The sequence below is a fragment of the Burkholderia sp. SRS-25 genome (assembly GCF_004343765.1).
Taxonomy (GTDB): domain Bacteria; phylum Pseudomonadota; class Gammaproteobacteria; order Burkholderiales; family Burkholderiaceae; genus Burkholderia; species Burkholderia contaminans.
This window is the reverse complement of sequence record NZ_PTXM01000005.1, coordinates 234,460-251,557: the sequence shown is the minus strand read 5'-3', so window position 1 is coordinate 251,557 and position 17,098 is coordinate 234,460. Positions and strand designations below refer to the sequence as shown.

The 17,098-nt window shown below is 64.5% G+C and carries 11 protein-coding genes; 9 read left to right on the top strand and 2 right to left on the bottom strand.

Annotated elements, in window-relative coordinates:
* Positions 1-3 precede the first annotated feature (3 nt).
* The gene (locus C5O79_RS07705; protein WP_131931306.1) at positions 4-360 is read left to right on the top strand and encodes a hypothetical protein; all 357 of its coding nucleotides are present in this window, start codon (positions 4-6) and stop codon (positions 358-360) included.
* A gap of 480 nt (positions 361-840) precedes the next feature.
* Positions 841-2,601, top strand: coding sequence for a ShlB/FhaC/HecB family hemolysin secretion/activation protein (locus tag C5O79_RS07700; RefSeq protein ID WP_122473891.1), 1,761 nt, complete (start codon positions 841-843; stop codon positions 2,599-2,601).
* 552 nt (positions 2,602-3,153) lie between these two features.
* Here C5O79_RS07700 and C5O79_RS07695 read toward each other — a convergent pair.
* Together C5O79_RS07695 and C5O79_RS07690 are read right to left on the bottom strand one after the other, a co-directional pair.
* Positions 3,154-4,422, bottom strand: coding sequence for a M23 family metallopeptidase (locus tag C5O79_RS07695; protein WP_122473892.1), 1,269 nt, complete (start codon positions 4,420-4,422; stop codon positions 3,154-3,156).
* A 340-nt stretch (positions 4,423-4,762) separates the two neighbouring features.
* Positions 4,763-5,410: a TetR family transcriptional regulator gene (locus C5O79_RS07690; protein ID WP_047850920.1), complete on the bottom strand. Its 648-nt coding sequence runs from the start codon at positions 5,408-5,410 to the stop codon at positions 4,763-4,765.
* 150 nt (positions 5,411-5,560) lie between these two features.
* On the opposite strand from C5O79_RS07690, the gene C5O79_RS07685 reads away from it, so the two are divergent.
* From C5O79_RS07685 to C5O79_RS07655, 7 genes are all read left to right on the top strand, one after another.
* Positions 5,561-6,760 (top strand): MexX/AxyX family multidrug efflux RND transporter periplasmic adaptor subunit, encoded by a 1,200-nt coding sequence (locus tag C5O79_RS07685; protein ID WP_122473893.1) that lies wholly within the window; start codon positions 5,561-5,563, stop codon positions 6,758-6,760.
* 20 nt (positions 6,761-6,780) lie between these two features.
* Positions 6,781-9,918 carry a multidrug efflux RND transporter permease subunit gene (locus C5O79_RS07680; RefSeq protein ID WP_122473894.1) on the top strand — a complete coding sequence of 1,046 codons (3,138 nt, stop codon included), beginning with the start codon at positions 6,781-6,783 and terminating at the stop codon, positions 9,916-9,918.
* Complete coding sequence (locus tag C5O79_RS07675) at positions 9,918-11,375, top strand: efflux transporter outer membrane subunit (RefSeq protein WP_046546338.1); 1,458 nt, start codon at positions 9,918-9,920, stop codon at positions 11,373-11,375. Before C5O79_RS07680 ends, C5O79_RS07675 begins: the two co-directional genes overlap by 1 nt.
* A gap of 840 nt (positions 11,376-12,215) precedes the next feature.
* Complete coding sequence (locus tag C5O79_RS07670; RefSeq protein WP_027787455.1) at positions 12,216-12,728, top strand: fimbrial protein; 513 nt, start codon at positions 12,216-12,218, stop codon at positions 12,726-12,728.
* A 116-nt stretch (positions 12,729-12,844) separates the two neighbouring features.
* Complete coding sequence (locus C5O79_RS07665) at positions 12,845-15,298, top strand: fimbria/pilus outer membrane usher protein (RefSeq protein WP_046545671.1); 2,454 nt, start codon at positions 12,845-12,847, stop codon at positions 15,296-15,298.
* 16 nt (positions 15,299-15,314) lie between these two features.
* A complete protein-coding gene (locus tag C5O79_RS07660; RefSeq protein WP_046546339.1) occupies positions 15,315-16,061 on the top strand; it encodes a molecular chaperone in 747 nt (248 codons plus the stop codon).
* 32 nt (positions 16,062-16,093) lie between these two features.
* On the top strand, positions 16,094-17,083 hold the full coding sequence (locus C5O79_RS07655) for a fimbrial protein (RefSeq protein WP_226148258.1): 990 nt from the start codon (positions 16,094-16,096) through the stop codon (positions 17,081-17,083).
* Positions 17,084-17,098: the final 15 nt, after the last annotated feature.

Below are 17,098 nucleotides of genomic sequence, written 5' to 3'. Positions count from 1 at the left end.
GGAATGAAATGGGGGCATGCGCATGAAGTCGAGGAACCCGAAAGGCTACTTTATTGGGTTCTTACATGGGTGGTCGCACAGTCAGTACCCCTGGATCATTGGTTGGCTGCAATATTGCAGCCTAATGGGGGATTGGGTGGCGATCCAGGATGGGAAATAGACCATATCCCGTGCACAGATCACCCTGGCACGTACAAGGTGTGGGCTGATCTTGATGTGAGCGGAATTGAGCCATCTGAACGTATCTTTGACGCCCAGACGTTTCGAAATGCATTGAGGGTGACGTTGCTAGCCTTTGGGGATGAGTTCCCCGAAAGAGAGAAAGAGGTTCGCAATGTTATTGTTAGATTTGATTTATGAATTTAGATTTCGTTAATTGCAATTATGATTAGGTGAGGTCGAAATGGTAGGGTCGATAGTTATTTATAAGAACGTTCGCGTTCCAGTGAGTACGAGTCAGTTCGATTATTTGGTTGGCAGAATCGGTGATCAGTTTGGCTTGTCTGACATTTGGGTTAAGGATGAGGTTTATCTTCCTATGGAAGAAGGAGGGATGAGCTTTATCTCAACGGAATCGTTGAATTCTAACGGACTGTCAATTTTTCTGGCGGCTGTGACGCGGGCTAGAACCGCTTCTCAGGCTGAGGAATCATTTCCGCTATACGAGAATGTGTGGGATCAATTGATTGATAAGTTGCGGCAAGACGCCCGGCTCGGAAATGCGGGGGATTGATTTAAGTCGCGACTATAGTTGGGGCGCTGATGCGAATTGATGGCTGGTGCCATATCGATAACAGGGGATGTTTGCTGTCTATTCCCGTCAATCAAAAAAATAATTAAATGAAAACGACCAGACGGCTAGCTGTTTTGCCAATCACTACTCTGATCACGCTTGCTGCGCAAGCACAACAGGCGCCGTCTCCGAGCGACCAGGCCGCCGCTGCCCGCGCGAATGCCGAGAAGAACCAGCAGGTGCAACAGCGCCGCGACGCCCAGCAGCGCGATGCCGCCGTGCAGGCGCCGGGCGTGCGCTCGGACGTGCCGCGCCCGGAAGCCTATCCGGTACTGCCGACCGAATCACCGTGCTTTCGAATCGACCGCTTCGCGCTCGACGTCCCCGACTCGTTACCGGCCGCCGCGAAAGTGCAGGGCGCATCCGCCTTACCGTTGGATCGTTTCGCTTTTGCGCGCGCTTGGCTTGCGTACTATGCCGGCCAATGCGTAGGCAAGCAAGGTGTCGACCTGATCGTCAAAGGGGTGTCGCAGGCCATCCTCGCACGCGGCTACATCACGACCCGCGTACTCGTGCCCGAGCAGGATTTGTCCACCGGTACATTGAAGCTTGCCCTGATTCCGGGGGTGATCCGTCACGTGCGTTTCGAGGACGAGAAGTTGCGCGGAACGTGGAAGACCGCGTTCCCGACACGCGACGGCGAAGTGTTGAACCTGCGCGACATTGAGCAAGGGCTTGAGCAGATGAAGCGCGTCTCAAGTCAGGATGTGTCAATGAGGATTGCACCCGGAGATACGCCCGGCGAAAGCGACGTCGTGCTCGACGTGAAGCGCAGCAAACCGTGGACCGTTGTTGCGTCCATCGACAATTCCGGTACGCGCGCGACCGGCAAGCTGCAAGGCAATGTGTCGCTTGGCATCGACAACCCGCTGGGTCTCAATGACATCTTCAACGTCGGCTTCAACCAGGATCTGGAATTCGGCGACAAGCGCTTCGGATCGCACGGCTGGAACGCGTTCTACTCGGTTCCTTGGGGTTATTGGACCGGCACTCTCTCGGCCTATACCAGTACGTACTTTCAACCACTCGCGGCCGTGAACCAGACGTTCGTTGCGAGCGGCAACATGAAGACGGTCGACTTCAGGCTCAATCGTGTGTTGGCGCGCAGCCGGAACGATGTGTTCGGTGCACAGGTTCGCCTGACGCGCCGTTTCGGCGACAGCTATATCGAAGGCACGACGATACCGTCGTCACATCAGAACGCGACCTTTCTCGAATTCGGGCTGAACGACCGGCACTATTTCGGCTCGTCGCAGTTCGATGGCTCGCTTGCCTATCGTCAGGGGCTCGGCTGGCTTGGCTCGACCGACAGCATGTTCGCGGCGGAGGGTGGACAGACTTACAGATTCAAGATGGTCGTGCTCGATGCGAATCTGTCGACACCGTTCGTCATCGGTACGCAGCCGTTAAAATATGTGACGACGTTTCATGGTCAGTACACCGGCAATACAGTTTCATACCTCGATAGCGTCACGATCGGCAGTCGTTATACCGTGCGGGGATTCGATGGTGAAACGCTGCTGGCGGGATCGCGCGGGTTCTACTGGCGCAACGAATTGCAGGTGCCCATCGCGCAGACCGGGCTCGCGGCCTATGCTGGTCTCGACTACGGTCGGGTCTGGGGGCCGGAGCCGGTTGCCTTGGTTGGCACGCAGCTCGCGGGTGCTGTGATTGGCGTCAAGGGAAGTGTCGCGACTCGGTTCGGTGGATACGGTTACGATCTCTTCGCGGGTACGCCTGTCTACAAGCCGTCCGGTTTTCCAACCGCGCGCGTGACGCTTGGTTTTCAGGGAACTGCTCAGTTCTGAAGACGCAATGAGCCAAGGTACTTCTGCTGGATGTACACGTCGCAAGCCCGATGTTGCGTATGCCCGTCTGTTCGAAATTGCCGTCAAACAGGGCGACACGTATAACGCTATCGCTGTGCATTACGAATGGGAGTGTGCCGAAGGCCATCGATAGGAAGCTGTGGCTTCGAATCGTCGACGGCGGATGGTGTCCGCAGTGTGCTCGAATCAGGCGCGGAGAACAGCAACGCGATCCGAAGGGGCTCGAGCGATTGCAGGCCGCAGCGGCGCTACGTGGTGGACAGCTTCTTTCGACGGAGTATCACGTAACAAATTCGAAGTACCGATTTAGATGCGCACGTGGACATGTTGCGAATCACACGAGATCCGGCATTGCGCCGACGCTATGACCATGAGGGTTAGTGCATACCGCAGGCGGTATCGGGCGCAGGTCTGCTTTACCTCGCACCAAAACATTGGCTCAAGCCCGTGACCATCTGACGGTATGGAGAAGAGCGGCGGAGCACTTGACCGTACGCTCTTCTGCAACCACCAGGATCGTGTGCCTCAGAGTCAGCTTCGTTCCGCCGAGTAGTGCGTATCGAAAACCGCGCGCAGCGTCGACGGACCGGTCGCGAAATCGCCCCACAGCGGCCCGTCGCTCTGCGCGAACGCGAACGGCGTGGTGTTGATCGACGCGAGGCGGAAGCGCCATTGCTTCGCCTCCTGGCGGAACGCGGTGAGCTGCATGTCGGACAGCGCCGTCTGCGCGCTCGCGAGCGTGACGAGCGGATCGACCGGGTCGTTCGCGACGCGCACTTCGAAGTGCAGATGCGGGCCCGTCGCCGCGCCCGTCATCCCGACCGAGCCGATGCGTTGCCCCTGCTTCACGGTTTCGCCGACCTTCAGCCCGCGAGCGTACGCGGACAGGTGCGCGTAGTACGTCGAATAGCCATCTGCATGATCGACGATCACGTAGCGGCCGTAGCCGCCCGGATCGGTGCCGACGAACGACACGACGCCGTCGGCCGCCGCATCGACCGGCGTGCCGCTCGGCGCGGCGAGATCGACACCCGTGTGAAACGCCATCGCCTGCGACAGCGGATGGATGCGCTCGCCGAAGAACGAACTGATGCGCGTCCACTTGACCGGCATCGTGAAGGCGGCGGCTTCGAGCGGCGACCCGTCGAGCGCGTAGTACGCGCCGTGCTCGGCGCCCGGCGCGCGGAACCAGATCGCGCCGAACGTGCGGCCGGCAACGCGCAGCTCCAGCGCGGTGAGGTGCGGGGTGCCGTTGTTCGTGTCGTACGCGACGCGGTAATAGTCGCCGCGCTGCGCGCTCGCCCGCATCGCGACCTTGCCGCTGACGAGATCGCCGAGCTGGATGCGCACCTCGGGCGGCACGTCGAGACGGTTCAGCGTATCGGACAGCGTGAGCTCGATGTCGCCCGCGCGCATCCCGTGCTGGTTTTCAGGGGCCGCGAACTGGAACAGGTTCGCATAGCCGAGCATCTCGTTGCGGTGCGCGCTGAGCGGCGCGAACAGGCCCGGCTGCTGGCTGCGGTCGTTGTGTTCGCCCGCATCGTTGCGCTCGCCGATCGTGCGGGCGAGTTCGCTCGTCACGAAATGTTGCGCGGTGGGGAACGGCGTGTCGGACAGCACGCGCTGCGGCAGCGCGGCCGTGCCCGAATCGACGGCGCCCGGCAGTTGCGACACGGCCGGCAGCGCGGCGAGGCCGAGTGCGGCGAGGGCGCCGAGCACGGCGGCCGGCACGAGCGCGCGCGCAATGCGCTGCGCGCGGCCGGGCGCGAAAGCATCAGGGGTAGCGGCAGACTTGACCAAGGTGTCCACATCCAGGAAAGCGGTTCAAAGGGGGTGTGGGCGGGGGCCACCGGCGGCACATCCGTCGAACGGCGACGGGGCGGGCGGCGGGCGTGCAACAAAACAGGCCCCGCCAGGGGCCTGTGTCGTTTCCGTTCGACCCAACCTGCGGGGCGGTGCCCGCTTCGAACGGCGGCGTGCATGCCGGGTCGTACCCGGTTATCACGAAGACGCTAAAGAAAGATGACAGCGTCAGTCTACCGATGTTCCGCGAAACGTTAAAAATTTTAAAGAGGGTCAGCTCATTCGTTTCGCAGTGCGGTAAATCGGGTTAAATCAGCATTTATTACGACAATTTACGTCAGTCCGGCAATTTGTGCGCGCGGATTCGCAGCGCGGCGGACGTGCGCACGGTGTCGAAGCCGGCGTCGAGCATGGCCTCGGCGTCGTTCCACAGATTGCCGCGCAGCCGGTTGGTCCAGATCATCGACGCGAACACGCCTTCGAGCAGCGACACGAGATAGACGGCGGCCAGGTGCACGTCGAGATCGGCAGCGACTTCGCCGGCCGCGATCGCGCGGCGCAGCAGCGCCTTCGTGATCCGCAGCATCTGCAATTCCAGCAGCATGCGGCGCCGCTGCAGCGCGCCGTTCTCTTCGCTCTGCTCGCACTTCGTATAGAGGATCACGAGCACGCGCTGCATCGGGCCCGGCTCGCCGCATTCCTGCAGATAGTGCGACGCGGCGCGCCGCAGCGTGGCGAGCGGGGGCAGCCCTTCGCCCGCATCGAAGCCTTCCGACGTGCGCGCGAACGCGCGGTCGCACATCGCGAGACACACCTCCATCTTGTTGCGGTAATGGCCGTAGACGGCGCCCCGTGACATCCCGGCGGCCTCGGCGAGGTCCGCCATCGCGGTTTGCGCCACGCCTTTCTCGAGCAGCACGAGCTCGGCGGCGTCGAGGATCCGATGCTTGATGGCGAGCGATTCTTCGCGGGTCTTGCGGGCCATGTCCTGAAATTCCTTACAATTCGCTGTCGTTTTATTGAGACAGTGTGACGGTCAGATTGAAGCGGTGTGTATTTAATCAGTCGTGACTGATTATAATCGGCCACCCTGAGCCGCCGCATTTTATCGGTGGCGAACGATCCGAGGTCACACATGAATAACAATCGCTCCCTGTTGCGCCACCGACTGGCGCCGTTCGCGCTGGCGGCCGTGCTGGCCCTGGCCGGATGTGGAAAGGGCGACAAGGACGCCGCGCCGGAGGCCGCGAAACAGGCGACGGTCGTGACGGTGCGCCCGACGGCCGTGCCGATGACCGTCGAATTGCCGGGCCGGCTCGACGCCTACCGGCAGGCGGAAGTGCGTGCGCGGGTCGCGGGCATCGTGACCGCGCGCACCTACGAGGAAGGCCAGGAAGTGAAGCAGGGCGCGGTGCTGTTCCGCATCGATCCCGCACCGCTGAAGGCCGCGCGCGACGCCGCGCAGGGCGCGCTCGCGAAGGCGCAGGCCGCCGCGCTCGCGGCGACCGACAAGCGCCGCCGTTACGACGATCTCGTGCGCGATCGTGCGGTGAGCGAGCGCGACCACACCGAGGCCGTCGCGGCCGACACGCAGGCGAAGGCCGAGGTCGCGTCCGCGAAAGCCGAGCTCGCACGCGCGCAGTTGCAGCTCGACTACGCGACCGTCACCGCGCCGATTGCGGGCCGCGCGCGGCGCGCAATCGTGACCGAAGGCGCGCTGGTCGGCCAGAGCGAGGCGACGCCGCTCACGACCGTCGAGCAGCTCGATCCGATCTACGTGAACTTCTCGCAGCCAGCCGCCGACGTCGACGCACTGCGTCGCGCGGTGAAGAGCGGGCGCGCGACGGGCATCGCGCAGCACGACATCGCGGTGACGCTGCTGCGCGCCGACGGCACAGCGTATCCGCTGAAAGGCAAGCTGCTGTTCAGCGATCTCGCGGTCGATCCGACCACCGACACCGTCGCGATGCGCGCGCTGTTCCCGAATCCGGAGCGCGAGTTGCTGCCGGGCGCGTATGTGCGGATCGCGCTCGACACGGCGGTCGACCAGCGGGCGATCCTCGTGCCGCGCGATGCGCTGCTGCGCACGGCCGACCGCACGTCGGTGCGGGTCGTCGGCACGAACGGCAAGGTCAAGGACGTCGAGGTCACGGCCGACCAGATGAGCGGCCATGACTGGCGCATCACGCGCGGCCTCGCGGGCGGCGAGCGCGTGATCGTCGACAACGCCGCGCAGTTCGCGCCCGACACGGCCGTCAAGGCCGTCGAGCACGCGCCGCCGTCGAAGGCCGCGCCGGCAGCGGCCGCTTCGCAGGCGGCCGCCCGTCAAACCTGACTGGTCAACACCACACCACCATGGCACGTTTCTTCATCGATCGCCCCGTCTTCGCGTGGGTGATCGCAATTTTCATCATGCTGGGCGGCGCATTCGCGATCCGCGCGCTGCCCGTTGCGCAGTACCCGGACATCGCGCCGCCCGTCGTCAGCATCTATGCGACGTACCCGGGCGCGTCCGCGCAGGTCGTCGAGGAATCGGTGACCGCGCTGATCGAGCGCGAAATGAACGGCGCGCCGGGGCTGATGTACACGTCGGCCACCAGCAGCGCCGGGGCGGCGTCGCTGTACCTGACGTTCAAGCAGGGCGTGAATGCCGATCTCGCGGCCGTCGAAGTGCAGAACCGGCTGAAGACGGTCGAGGCGCGGCTGCCGGAACCCGTGCGACGCGACGGCATCCAGGTCGAGAAGGCCGCCGACAACATCCAGCTCGTGGTCTCGCTGACGTCCGACGACGGGCGGATGACCGACGTGCAGCTCGGCGAATATGCGTCGGCGAACGTCGTGCAGGCGCTGCGTCGCGTCGAGGGCGTCGGCAAGGTGCAGTTCTGGGGTGCCGAGTACGCGATGCGGATCTGGCCCGACCCGGTGAAGATGGCTGGGCACGGCCTCACCGCGTCGGATATCGCGTCGGCCGTGCGTGCGCACAACGCACGCGTGACGATCGGCGACATCGGGCGTAGCGCGGTGCCGGCCAGCGCGCCAATCGCGGCGACCGTGTTCGCGGACGCGCCGCTGAAGACGCCTGCCGATTTCGGCGCGATCGCGCTTCGCACGCGGGCCGACGGCTCCGCGCTTTACCTGCGCGACGTCGCACGCATCGAGTTCGGCGGCAACGACTACAACTATCCGTCGTACGTGAACGGCAAGGTCGCGACCGGCATGGGCATCAAGCTCGCGCCGGGCTCGAACGCGGTCTCCACCGAGAAGCGCGTGCGCGCGACGATGGACGAGCTGTCCGCGTATTTCCCGCCGGGCGTGAAGTACCAGATTCCGTACGAGACGTCGTCGTTCGTGCGCGTATCGATGAACAAGGTCGTCACGACGCTGATCGAAGCCGGCGTGCTCGTGTTCCTCGTGATGTTCCTGTTCATGCAGAACCTGCGTGCGACGCTGATCCCGACGCTCGTCGTGCCGGTCGCGCTCGCAGGCACGTTCGGCGTGATGTATGCGGCCGGTTTCTCGATCAACGTGCTGACGATGTTCGGGATGGTGCTCGCGATCGGCATCCTCGTCGACGATGCGATCGTCGTGGTCGAGAACGTCGAGCGGCTGATGGTCGAGGAGGGGCTCGGGCCTTACGACGCGACCGTCAAGGCGATGAAGCAGATCAGCGGCGCGATCATCGGGATCACCGTGGTGCTGACGTCGGTATTCCTGCCGATGGCGTTCTTCGGCGGCGCGGTGGGCAACATCTACCGGCAGTTCGCGCTGTCGCTCGCGGTGTCGATCGGCTTCTCGGCCTTCCTTGCGCTGTCGCTGACGCCCGCGCTGTGCGCGACGCTGCTCAAGCCCGTGTCGGGCGACCATCACGAGAAGCGCGGCTTCTTCGGCTGGTTCAACCGCCTGGTCGCCCGCTCGACGCAGCGCTATGCGACGCGCGTCGGCAAGATGCTGAAGAAGCCGGTGCGCTGGCTCGTCGTGTACGGCGCGCTGACCGGCGCGGCGGCGCTGATGCTCACGCAGCTGCCGACCGCGTTCCTGCCGGACGAGGACCAGGGCAACTTCATGGTGATGGTGATCCGGCCGCAAGGCACGCCGCTCGCGGAAACGATGCAGAGCGTGCGGGAAGTCGAGTCGACCATCCGCCGCGACGAGCCGACCGCGTTCACGTATGCGCTCGGCGGCTTCAACCTGTACGGCGAAGGGCCGAACGGCGGGATGATCTTCGTCACGCTGAAGAACTGGAAGGAACGCAAGAGCGAAGACGCGCACGTGCAGGCGATCGTCGCGCGCATCAACGAGCGCTTCGCGAGCACGCCGAACACGACGGTGTTCGCGATGAACTCGCCGGCGTTGCCCGATCTCGGCTCGTCGAGCGGCTTCGACTTCCGGCTGCAGAACCGCGGTGGGCTCGACTACGCGACGTTCAGCGCCGCGCGCGAGCAGTTGCTTGCGACGGGCCGCAAGGATCCGGCGTTGACCGACCTGATGTTCGCCGGCACGCAGGACGCGCCGCAATTGAAGCTCGACATCGATCGTGCGAAGGCGTCCGCGCTCGGCGTGTCGATGGACGAGATCAACACGACGCTCGCGGTGATGTTCGGCTCCGACTATATCGGCGACTTCATGCACGGCACGCAGGTGCGGCGCGTGGTCGTGCAGGCCGACGGGCTGCACCGGCTCGATCCGGACGACGTGAAGAAGCTGCGCGTGCGCAACGCGCGCGGCGAGATGGTGCCGCTCGCGGCGTTCACGACGCTGCACTGGACGCTCGGGCCGCCGCAGCTCACGCGCTACAACGGCTTTCCGTCGTTCACGATCAACGGCTCGGCCGCGGCAGGCCACAGCAGCGGCGAGGCGATGGCCGCGATCGAGCGGCTCGCCGGGAAGCTGCCGGCCGGCACCGGCTTCTCGTGGTCGGGGCAGTCGTTCGAGGAGCGGCTGTCGGGCGCGCAGGCGCCGATGCTGTTCGCGCTGTCGGTGCTCGTCGTGTTCCTCGCGCTCGCGGCGCTCTACGAGAGCTGGTCGATTCCGTTCGCGGTGATGCTGGTCGTGCCGCTCGGCGTGATCGGCGCTGTGCTCGGGGTCACGCTGCGGATGATGCCGAACGACATCTACTTCAAGGTGGGGCTGATCGCGACGATCGGGCTGTCCGCGAAGAACGCCATCCTGATCGTCGAAGTCGCGAAGGACCTGGTCGCGCAGCGCATGTCGCTCGTCGATGCGGCGCTCGAAGCCGCGCGCCTGCGGTTGCGGCCGATCGTGATGACGTCGCTCGCGTTCGGCGTCGGCGTGCTGCCGCTCGCGTTCGCGTCGGGCGCGGCGTCCGGCGCACAGATGGCGATCGGCACCGGCGTGCTGGGCGGCGTGATCACGGCGACCGTGCTCGCGGTGTTTCTCGTCCCGCTGTTTTTCGTGATCGTCGGCCACCTGTTCGACGTCGGCCCGCGCCGGCGCGGCGGGGCACAGCCGGCGACGATGGAGGGTTCTCAATGATGTTTGCGCTGAATGCACGCGCCGCGCTGCGGGCCCAGGTGGCGCTGGCCGCCGCGCTCGCGCTGGCCGGTTGCACGCTCGCGCCGCGTTACGAGCGGCCGGCGGCGCCGGTGCCGGCGACCTATACGCCGGTCGACGGCAGTGCCGCGCCGGCGGCCGAGGTGTCGCCCGCCGACGCCGCGCTGCTCGACGACTGGCGCACCTACTTCACCGATGCCGCGCTGCAGGCGTGGATCGACGCGGCGCTCGCGAACAACCGCGACCTGCGGGTCGCGGCCGGACGCCTCGAGGAAGCACGCGCGCTGTACGGCGTGCAGCGCGCGGATCGGATGCCGTCGGTCGATGCGAATCTGGGCTATGACCGTACGCGCCAGTACGACCCGGTCGTGCGCGAAAGCGCGATCAGCGGGCTGTATCGCGCGGGCGTCGGCATCAGCGCGTACGAGCTCGACCTGTTCGGCCGCGTGCGCAGCCTGTCCGATGCGGCGCTCGCCGACTATTTCGCGACGGCGAACGCGCAACGCACGGTACGCATCGGCGTGATCGCCGACGTGGCGGGCGCCTATGTATCGGAGCGCTCGCTGCACGAACAGCTCGCGCTGGCGCAGCGCACGCTGGATACCCGCGAACGCATGGCCGCGCTCACGCAGCGCCGCTATGCGGCCGGCACGAGCGACGCGATCGAGCTGCGTTCGGCCGAGATGCTGGTGGCGTCCGCGCGCGCGTCGCAGGCTGCACTGCAGCGCGAGCATGCGCAGTCCGTGCGCGCGTTGCAGTTGCTCGCGGGCGACTTCGCGCGCAACGTGCCGGATGACACGACTGCGCTCGACGCACTGTCGATCGCGCCCGTGGCGCCCGGTGCACCGAGTGCGCTGCTCGAACGGCGGCCGGACATCCGGCAGGCGGAAGCGCGGCTCGAGGCCGCCAACGCACAGATCGGCGCCGCGCGCGCGGCGTTCTTCCCGCGCATCACGCTGACGAGCGACTACGGCTCGGTCAGCGATGCATTCTCGAGCCTCTTCAGCGGCGGCACGAGCGTGTGGACGTTCGCGCCGCGCATCACGCTGCCGATCTTCGCGGGCGGCCGCAATCGCGCAAACCTCGACGTCGCGAACGCGCGCAAGCACATCGCGGTTGCCGATTACGAGAAGACGGTGCAGACCGCGTTCCGTGAAGTGGCCGACGCATTCGCCGCGCGCGACTGGATCGATCGCCAGCTCGCCGCGCAGCAGGACGTGTATGCGGCCGACGGCGCTCGGCTGAAGCTCGCGGAGCGCCGCTACGCGGGCGGCGTGGCGACGTATCTCGAACTGCTCGACGCGCAGCGCAGCACGTACGAGTCGGGGCAGGAGCTGATCCGGCTCAAGCAGCTCAGGCTCGCGAATGCGATCACGCTGTACCGCGCGCTCGGCGGCGGTTGGTCGCCGGCGTCGGCGGAAGCCGCGGCTTCCGCGTAATGCCCGTCGCCTGACGCGACGACGCGTCGGGCGGCATGATGACGGCGGCGGTACGCTTCCACGTGCCGCCGCCGCTTCCTTCGATCCTTCCCGCTGCTCCAGCGATATCTCCCCCCACTGACAGGCCGGCCAGGACGCTTTTCGTCGTGTAGCAACACGCACGCGTGCGTTCCGGTACAGCCTTCGTCTTGCGACCGCTCGTGTCGCCATTCCGCGCAAACGTGTGCGGGCCATTTCTCCTTCCTTATCCCATGCGATGTGGGCCGGATATCGGGTTCCGACGACCGCTCAGACATGCGATTTACGATCGGAAATTGACGATCGAATTAATCAATGTATTGGAAATAATGAGGGCGGCAAAGTGTCGCAGTAAAACGTTTGTACTCGTTGCGCAATCGTTTGCGCGAAAGAATCGTATTGATTGAGTCGATTGTTAATTTCCTGTTTGTTGAAAATGATTTGATATTGGCGTTGTCGATTGGCAACGATGGCGGTACCGGACAATGTTTTGTCATTTTCCGGAGGGATCTTGCGGGAGCCAATGCCAGCAAGGAGGAGCGGGGTGGCGTCGTCTATCTGGCGAAAATATCTTTAATCTTCAAATGCTTCCGGAGAACAAAAAAGGACTGCGGATAAAAATAGCGGGATTCGAAATCGGCGAGAAATAGTGAGAATTTAGAGGGGTAAATCGAACATTGTCAGAAGCATTTGACAATGATTTACAGAAATCTTTCATGATTATCTCGATAATGCCGCCTCGTGTCGGACGGAAGCCACCATGCGCTGCCGTTTGTGTCCGTCACGTCAATTACTCCATTTGCAGTCCTTACGGGAAACGTCATGAAAAAATCCATCCTGACCGCTGTCGCACTCGCGGCCCTGTCGACCTCGGCCTTCGCAGCGGGCACCGGCACGATCAACTTCACGGGCGAGATCGTCGCGGGCGCATGCGGCATCGATTCGGGCTCGGTCAACCAGACCGTGAACCTCGGCAAGGTGCCGACCAACGTGTTCAAGCAGGCTGGCGACAAGTCCACGCCGACCAACTTCGACATCAAGCTGACCGACTGCGACACGAGCGTCGCGCAGAACGCGTACTTCACGTTCACGGGCACGTCGAGCGCAGGCCAGCCGAAGCTGCTCGCGACGATCGGTTCGGCGACCAACGTCGGCATCCGCCTCCAGGCAGCGTCGGGTGAATACCTCGACAACGGCGCCGAGCAGAAGGCGCCGACCGTGCTGCAGAACGGCACGAACGTCGCGCGCTTCGCTGCGATGTACGAAGCGACCGCAGCCGGCGTGACGCCGGGTACCGCCGAAGGCGTCGCGAACTTCACCGTCCGCTACCAGTAAGCCGCCGTACCGGGGAAGGGTGCGCGCACCCTTCCTCGTTCGTTTTCCTCCTTTCCCCCTCCCTGGACTTCCGGTAGCACCGCGTGCGAATCAGACATTCCTTCCTTTGCGTCTCCGTGCTGGTTGTCGGCAGCCAGAGCCATGCGACGGAATTCAATTCGTCGTTCCTGAACATCGACGGCTCGAACAACGTCGATCTGTCGCAGTTCTCGCAGGCGGACTTCACGCTGCCCGGCGAGTACATGCTCGACGTACAGGTCAACGACCTGTTCTACGGGCTGCAGGCAATTGAATTCATCGCCATCGACACGTCGGGGGCGGGCAAGCCGTGCCTGCCGCCGGAACTCGTCGCGCAGTTCGGGCTGAAGCCGTCGCTGCTGAAGGACCTGCCGCGCTTCCAGGGCGGACGTTGCGTCGACCTCGGCGCGATCGAGGGGGCGACCGTGCGTTACCTGAAAAGCGACGGACGGCTCAAGATCACGATTCCGCAGGCCGCGCTCGAGTTCACCGACTCGACCTACCTGCCGCCGTCGCGCTGGTCCGAAGGGATTCCGGGCGCGATGCTCGACTATCGCGTGATCGCGAACACGAACCGCAATTTCGGTACGGGCGGCAGCCAGACGAATTCGATCCAGGCCTACGGGACGGTTGGCGCGAACTGGGATGCATGGCGCTTTCGCGGCGACTACCAGGCGCAATCGAACGTGGGCAATACGGCCTACGCGGACCGCACGTTCCGCTTCAGCCGGCTTTATGCATTTCGTGCGCTGCCGTCGATCCAGTCGACGGTGACGTTCGGCGACGACTACCTGACTTCCGACATCTTCGACACGTTCGCGTTGACGGGCGCGTCGATCCGCAGCGACGACCGCATGCTGCCGCCTTCGCTGCGCGGCTATGCGCCGCTGATCTCGGGTGTCGCGCGCACCAACGCGACCGTGACCGTTTCACAGGCAGGCCGCGTGTTGTACGTGACGCGCGTGTCGCCGGGTGCGTTCGCGCTGCAGAACATCAATACGAGCGTTCAGGGCACGCTCGACGTCGCGGTCGAGGAAGAGGACGGCAGCGTGCAGCGCTTCCAGGTGACGACGGCCGCCGTGCCGTTCCTCGCGCGCGCCGGGCAGTTGCGCTACAAGGCCGCCGTCGGCAAGCCGCGCCAGTTCGGCGGCGCCGGCATCACGCCGTTCTTCGGCTTCGGCGAAATCGCGTACGGTCTGCCGTTCGACGTCACGGCGTACGGCGGCTTCATCGCGGCGTCGGGTTATACGTCGATCGCGCTCGGCGTGGGCCGAGATTTCGGCGCGTTCGGCGCGCTGTCGGCCGACGTCACGCATGCGCGGGCGAAGCTGTGGTGGAACGGCGCGACGCGCAACGGCAATTCGTACCGCATCAACTATTCGAAGCACTTCGACGGGCTCGATGCCGACGTGCGCTTCTTCGGCTATCGCTTCTCCGAGCGCGAATACACGAACTTCGCGCAGTTCTCGGGCGACCCGACCGCGTACGGCCTCGCCAACAGCAAGCAGCGCTACTCGGCGACGCTGTCGAAGCGTTTCGGCGATACATCGACCTATTTCTCGTACGACCAGACGACCTACTGGGAACGTGCGAACGAGCAGCGTGTCGGCCTCACGCTCACTCGGGCGTTCTCGATCGGCACGCTGCGCAACCTGAACGTGAGCGTGTCGGCGTTCCGTACGCAGAGCGCCGGTGCAAGCGGCAACCAGGTCTCGGTCACCGCGACGTTGCCGATCGGCGGCCGTCACACCGTCACGTCGAACCTGACGACGGGCAGCGGCAGCACGAGCGTGAACGCGGGCTACATCTACGACGATCCGGATGGCCGTACCTACCAGGTCAACGCGGGCGCGACCGACGGGCGTGCGTCGGCGAACGCGAGCTACCGCCAGCGCTCGTCCGCGTATCAGCTGACCGCGCAGGCGTCGACGCTCGCCAATGCGTATGCGGCGGCATCGCTCGAAGTCGACGGCTCGTTCGTCGCGACGCAATACGGCGTGTCGGCGCACGCGAACGGCAATGCCGGCGATACGCGCCTGCTGGTGTCGACCGACGGCGTGCCCGATGTGCCGCTGTCCGGCACGCTCTCGCGTACCGATTCGCGCGGCTATGCGGTGCTCGACGGCATCTCGCCGTACAACGTGTACGACGCGACCGTCAACGTCGAGAAGCTGCCGCTCGAAGTGCAGGTGACGAACCCGATCCAGCGCATGGTGCTGACCGACGGCGCGATCGGCTTCGTGAAGTTTTCCGCCGCGCGCGGCAGCAACCTGTACCTGACGCTGACCGACCCGGCCGGCAAGCCGTTGCCGTTCGGGGCATCGGTGCAGGACGTGGCGAACGGCAAGGAACTCGGCATCGTCGGCGAGGGCGGTGCGGCGTTCCTGACCCAGGTTCAGCCGAAATCCACGCTGGCGGTGCGGGCGGGCGAACGCACGCTCTGCACGATCGACACGCTGCCGAACCAGCTCCAACTCGAAGGCACGCCGATTCCGGTGACGTGCCAGACGCCCGGCGAGTCGCATGCAGCGGCTGCGCGGGTCGAACGATGAATTCATGGATCCAGCGATGAAAAACAGCTTCTCCCTTTCCTTTCCGCGGCGCGCATGGTGCGTGCTCGCGACCGCCGGTGCGCTGTTCGCCGGCGCCGCGCAAGCGGCGATCGTGCCCGACCGCACGCGCGTGATCTTCAACGAAGGCGAACAGGCCGCGATCGTCACGATCACCAACAAGAGCACGACGTACCCGTATCTCGTGCAGTCGTGGCTCGAGGACGCGAAGGGCAACAAGATCACGTCGCCGCTGATGGTCGTGCCGCCGCTGCAGCGCGTCGAGGCGAACGAGCGCAACGTGCTGCGGATCGCGAAGCTGCCGGGCACCGAACTGCCGGCCGATCGCGAAACGGTGTTCTACCTGAACATCCGCGAAGTGCCGCCGAAGACGGATACGCCGAACACGCTGCAGATCGCGCTGCATACGCAGATGAAGCTGTTCTATCGCCCGAAGGCCGTGCAGCCGGCGCGCGACGAGGACTGGACGCTGCCGATGACGTTGCGGGTCGACTCGGCGGCGCACACGCTCGTGTTCGACAATCCGACGCCGTATCACATCACGATCGTCAACCTGGCTGCGGGGGCGCAGAAAACACACGTGCCGCTGGAGCCGGTGATGGTGAGCCCGATGAGCAGGACGGACGTGCCGTTCAAGGCCGCGACGCCGTCGACGCTGTTCGTCACGCATGTGGACGACTACGGCGGCCAGGTGGCGGTGGAGTATGCGTGTGAGGCAGGTGCTTGCAAGAGCGTGAAGAAATGAGCACCGTTCGACGAAACCGCATCGCTTCGCCAATGCCGGCCTGGATCAGGTGGTGTGTGCTCGCGCTGTTCGTCGCGGTTGCGCAACCGGCATGGGCGCTGAAGTGTATTGCGGACAATGGCGGCCTGTCGCTGACCGAGACGATCGGCAATGTCGCGTCGTATCCGACCGACGCGCCGGATGGTTACGTGATCTGGGTGTCGCCGCCGCGCACGACGACGGGTTATTGCTACAAGGATATCGGCGGGCTGCAGGATTTCCCCGAGCAGATCTACTTCTACGCGAACCCGGAGAAACAGAATCCGGCCGCGTGGGGGCTCGAAGTCGGCATTCGCTTCGAGGGCACGGACTATTACGGACGCAGCAGCCAGCCGGGGAACGGCATCGACACGCACCGCTCCGTGAAAATCTGCGAGATGAGCGACCGGCAGGTCAATGCCGGGATGTGTCCGAAATGGCCCATCAGCATTACGTATCAGGTTGTCATTCGCAAGCGGGGAGCGTGGACGAGGCCGCCTTCGGATATCTACGCGGTGTTTCAGTTCGACGGCGAGCGCGGGCTGAACAGCAAGGGAAGCTTCCGCTACAAGCTGAGCGGTCTGCAGAATCTCAAGCCGACACCCTGCATGGTCGACGTGAAGGTCACGCCCGAACCCGGCATCGTGAAGTTCGGCCAGGTGCAAGCGACCGGCAACGGCTTTTCGCCCGCGGTGCCGCGCAAGTCGTTCAGTCTCGCGCTGACCAAGCAATGCAACGTGCCGGTGCGGGTGGACGGCTACTTCGAGACGTCGCAGACGGTGCGTAACGGGCTGCTCGTACCGGATCCCAACAGCAATTTCGGCATCGGCATCGAGGACCGGAACGGCAAGGCGATCGCGTTCAACGAACAGTTCGTGCTCGCCCAGATGCCGGGAAGCGTGAACTACCAGAGTGTGACGCTCGATGCCGTGCTGAAGGCGTTCGGCCCACCCAAGATCGGGCCGTTCAACGGAACGGCGACGATACGATTGTTCATCTATTGACGCGGTAGGCCGGGC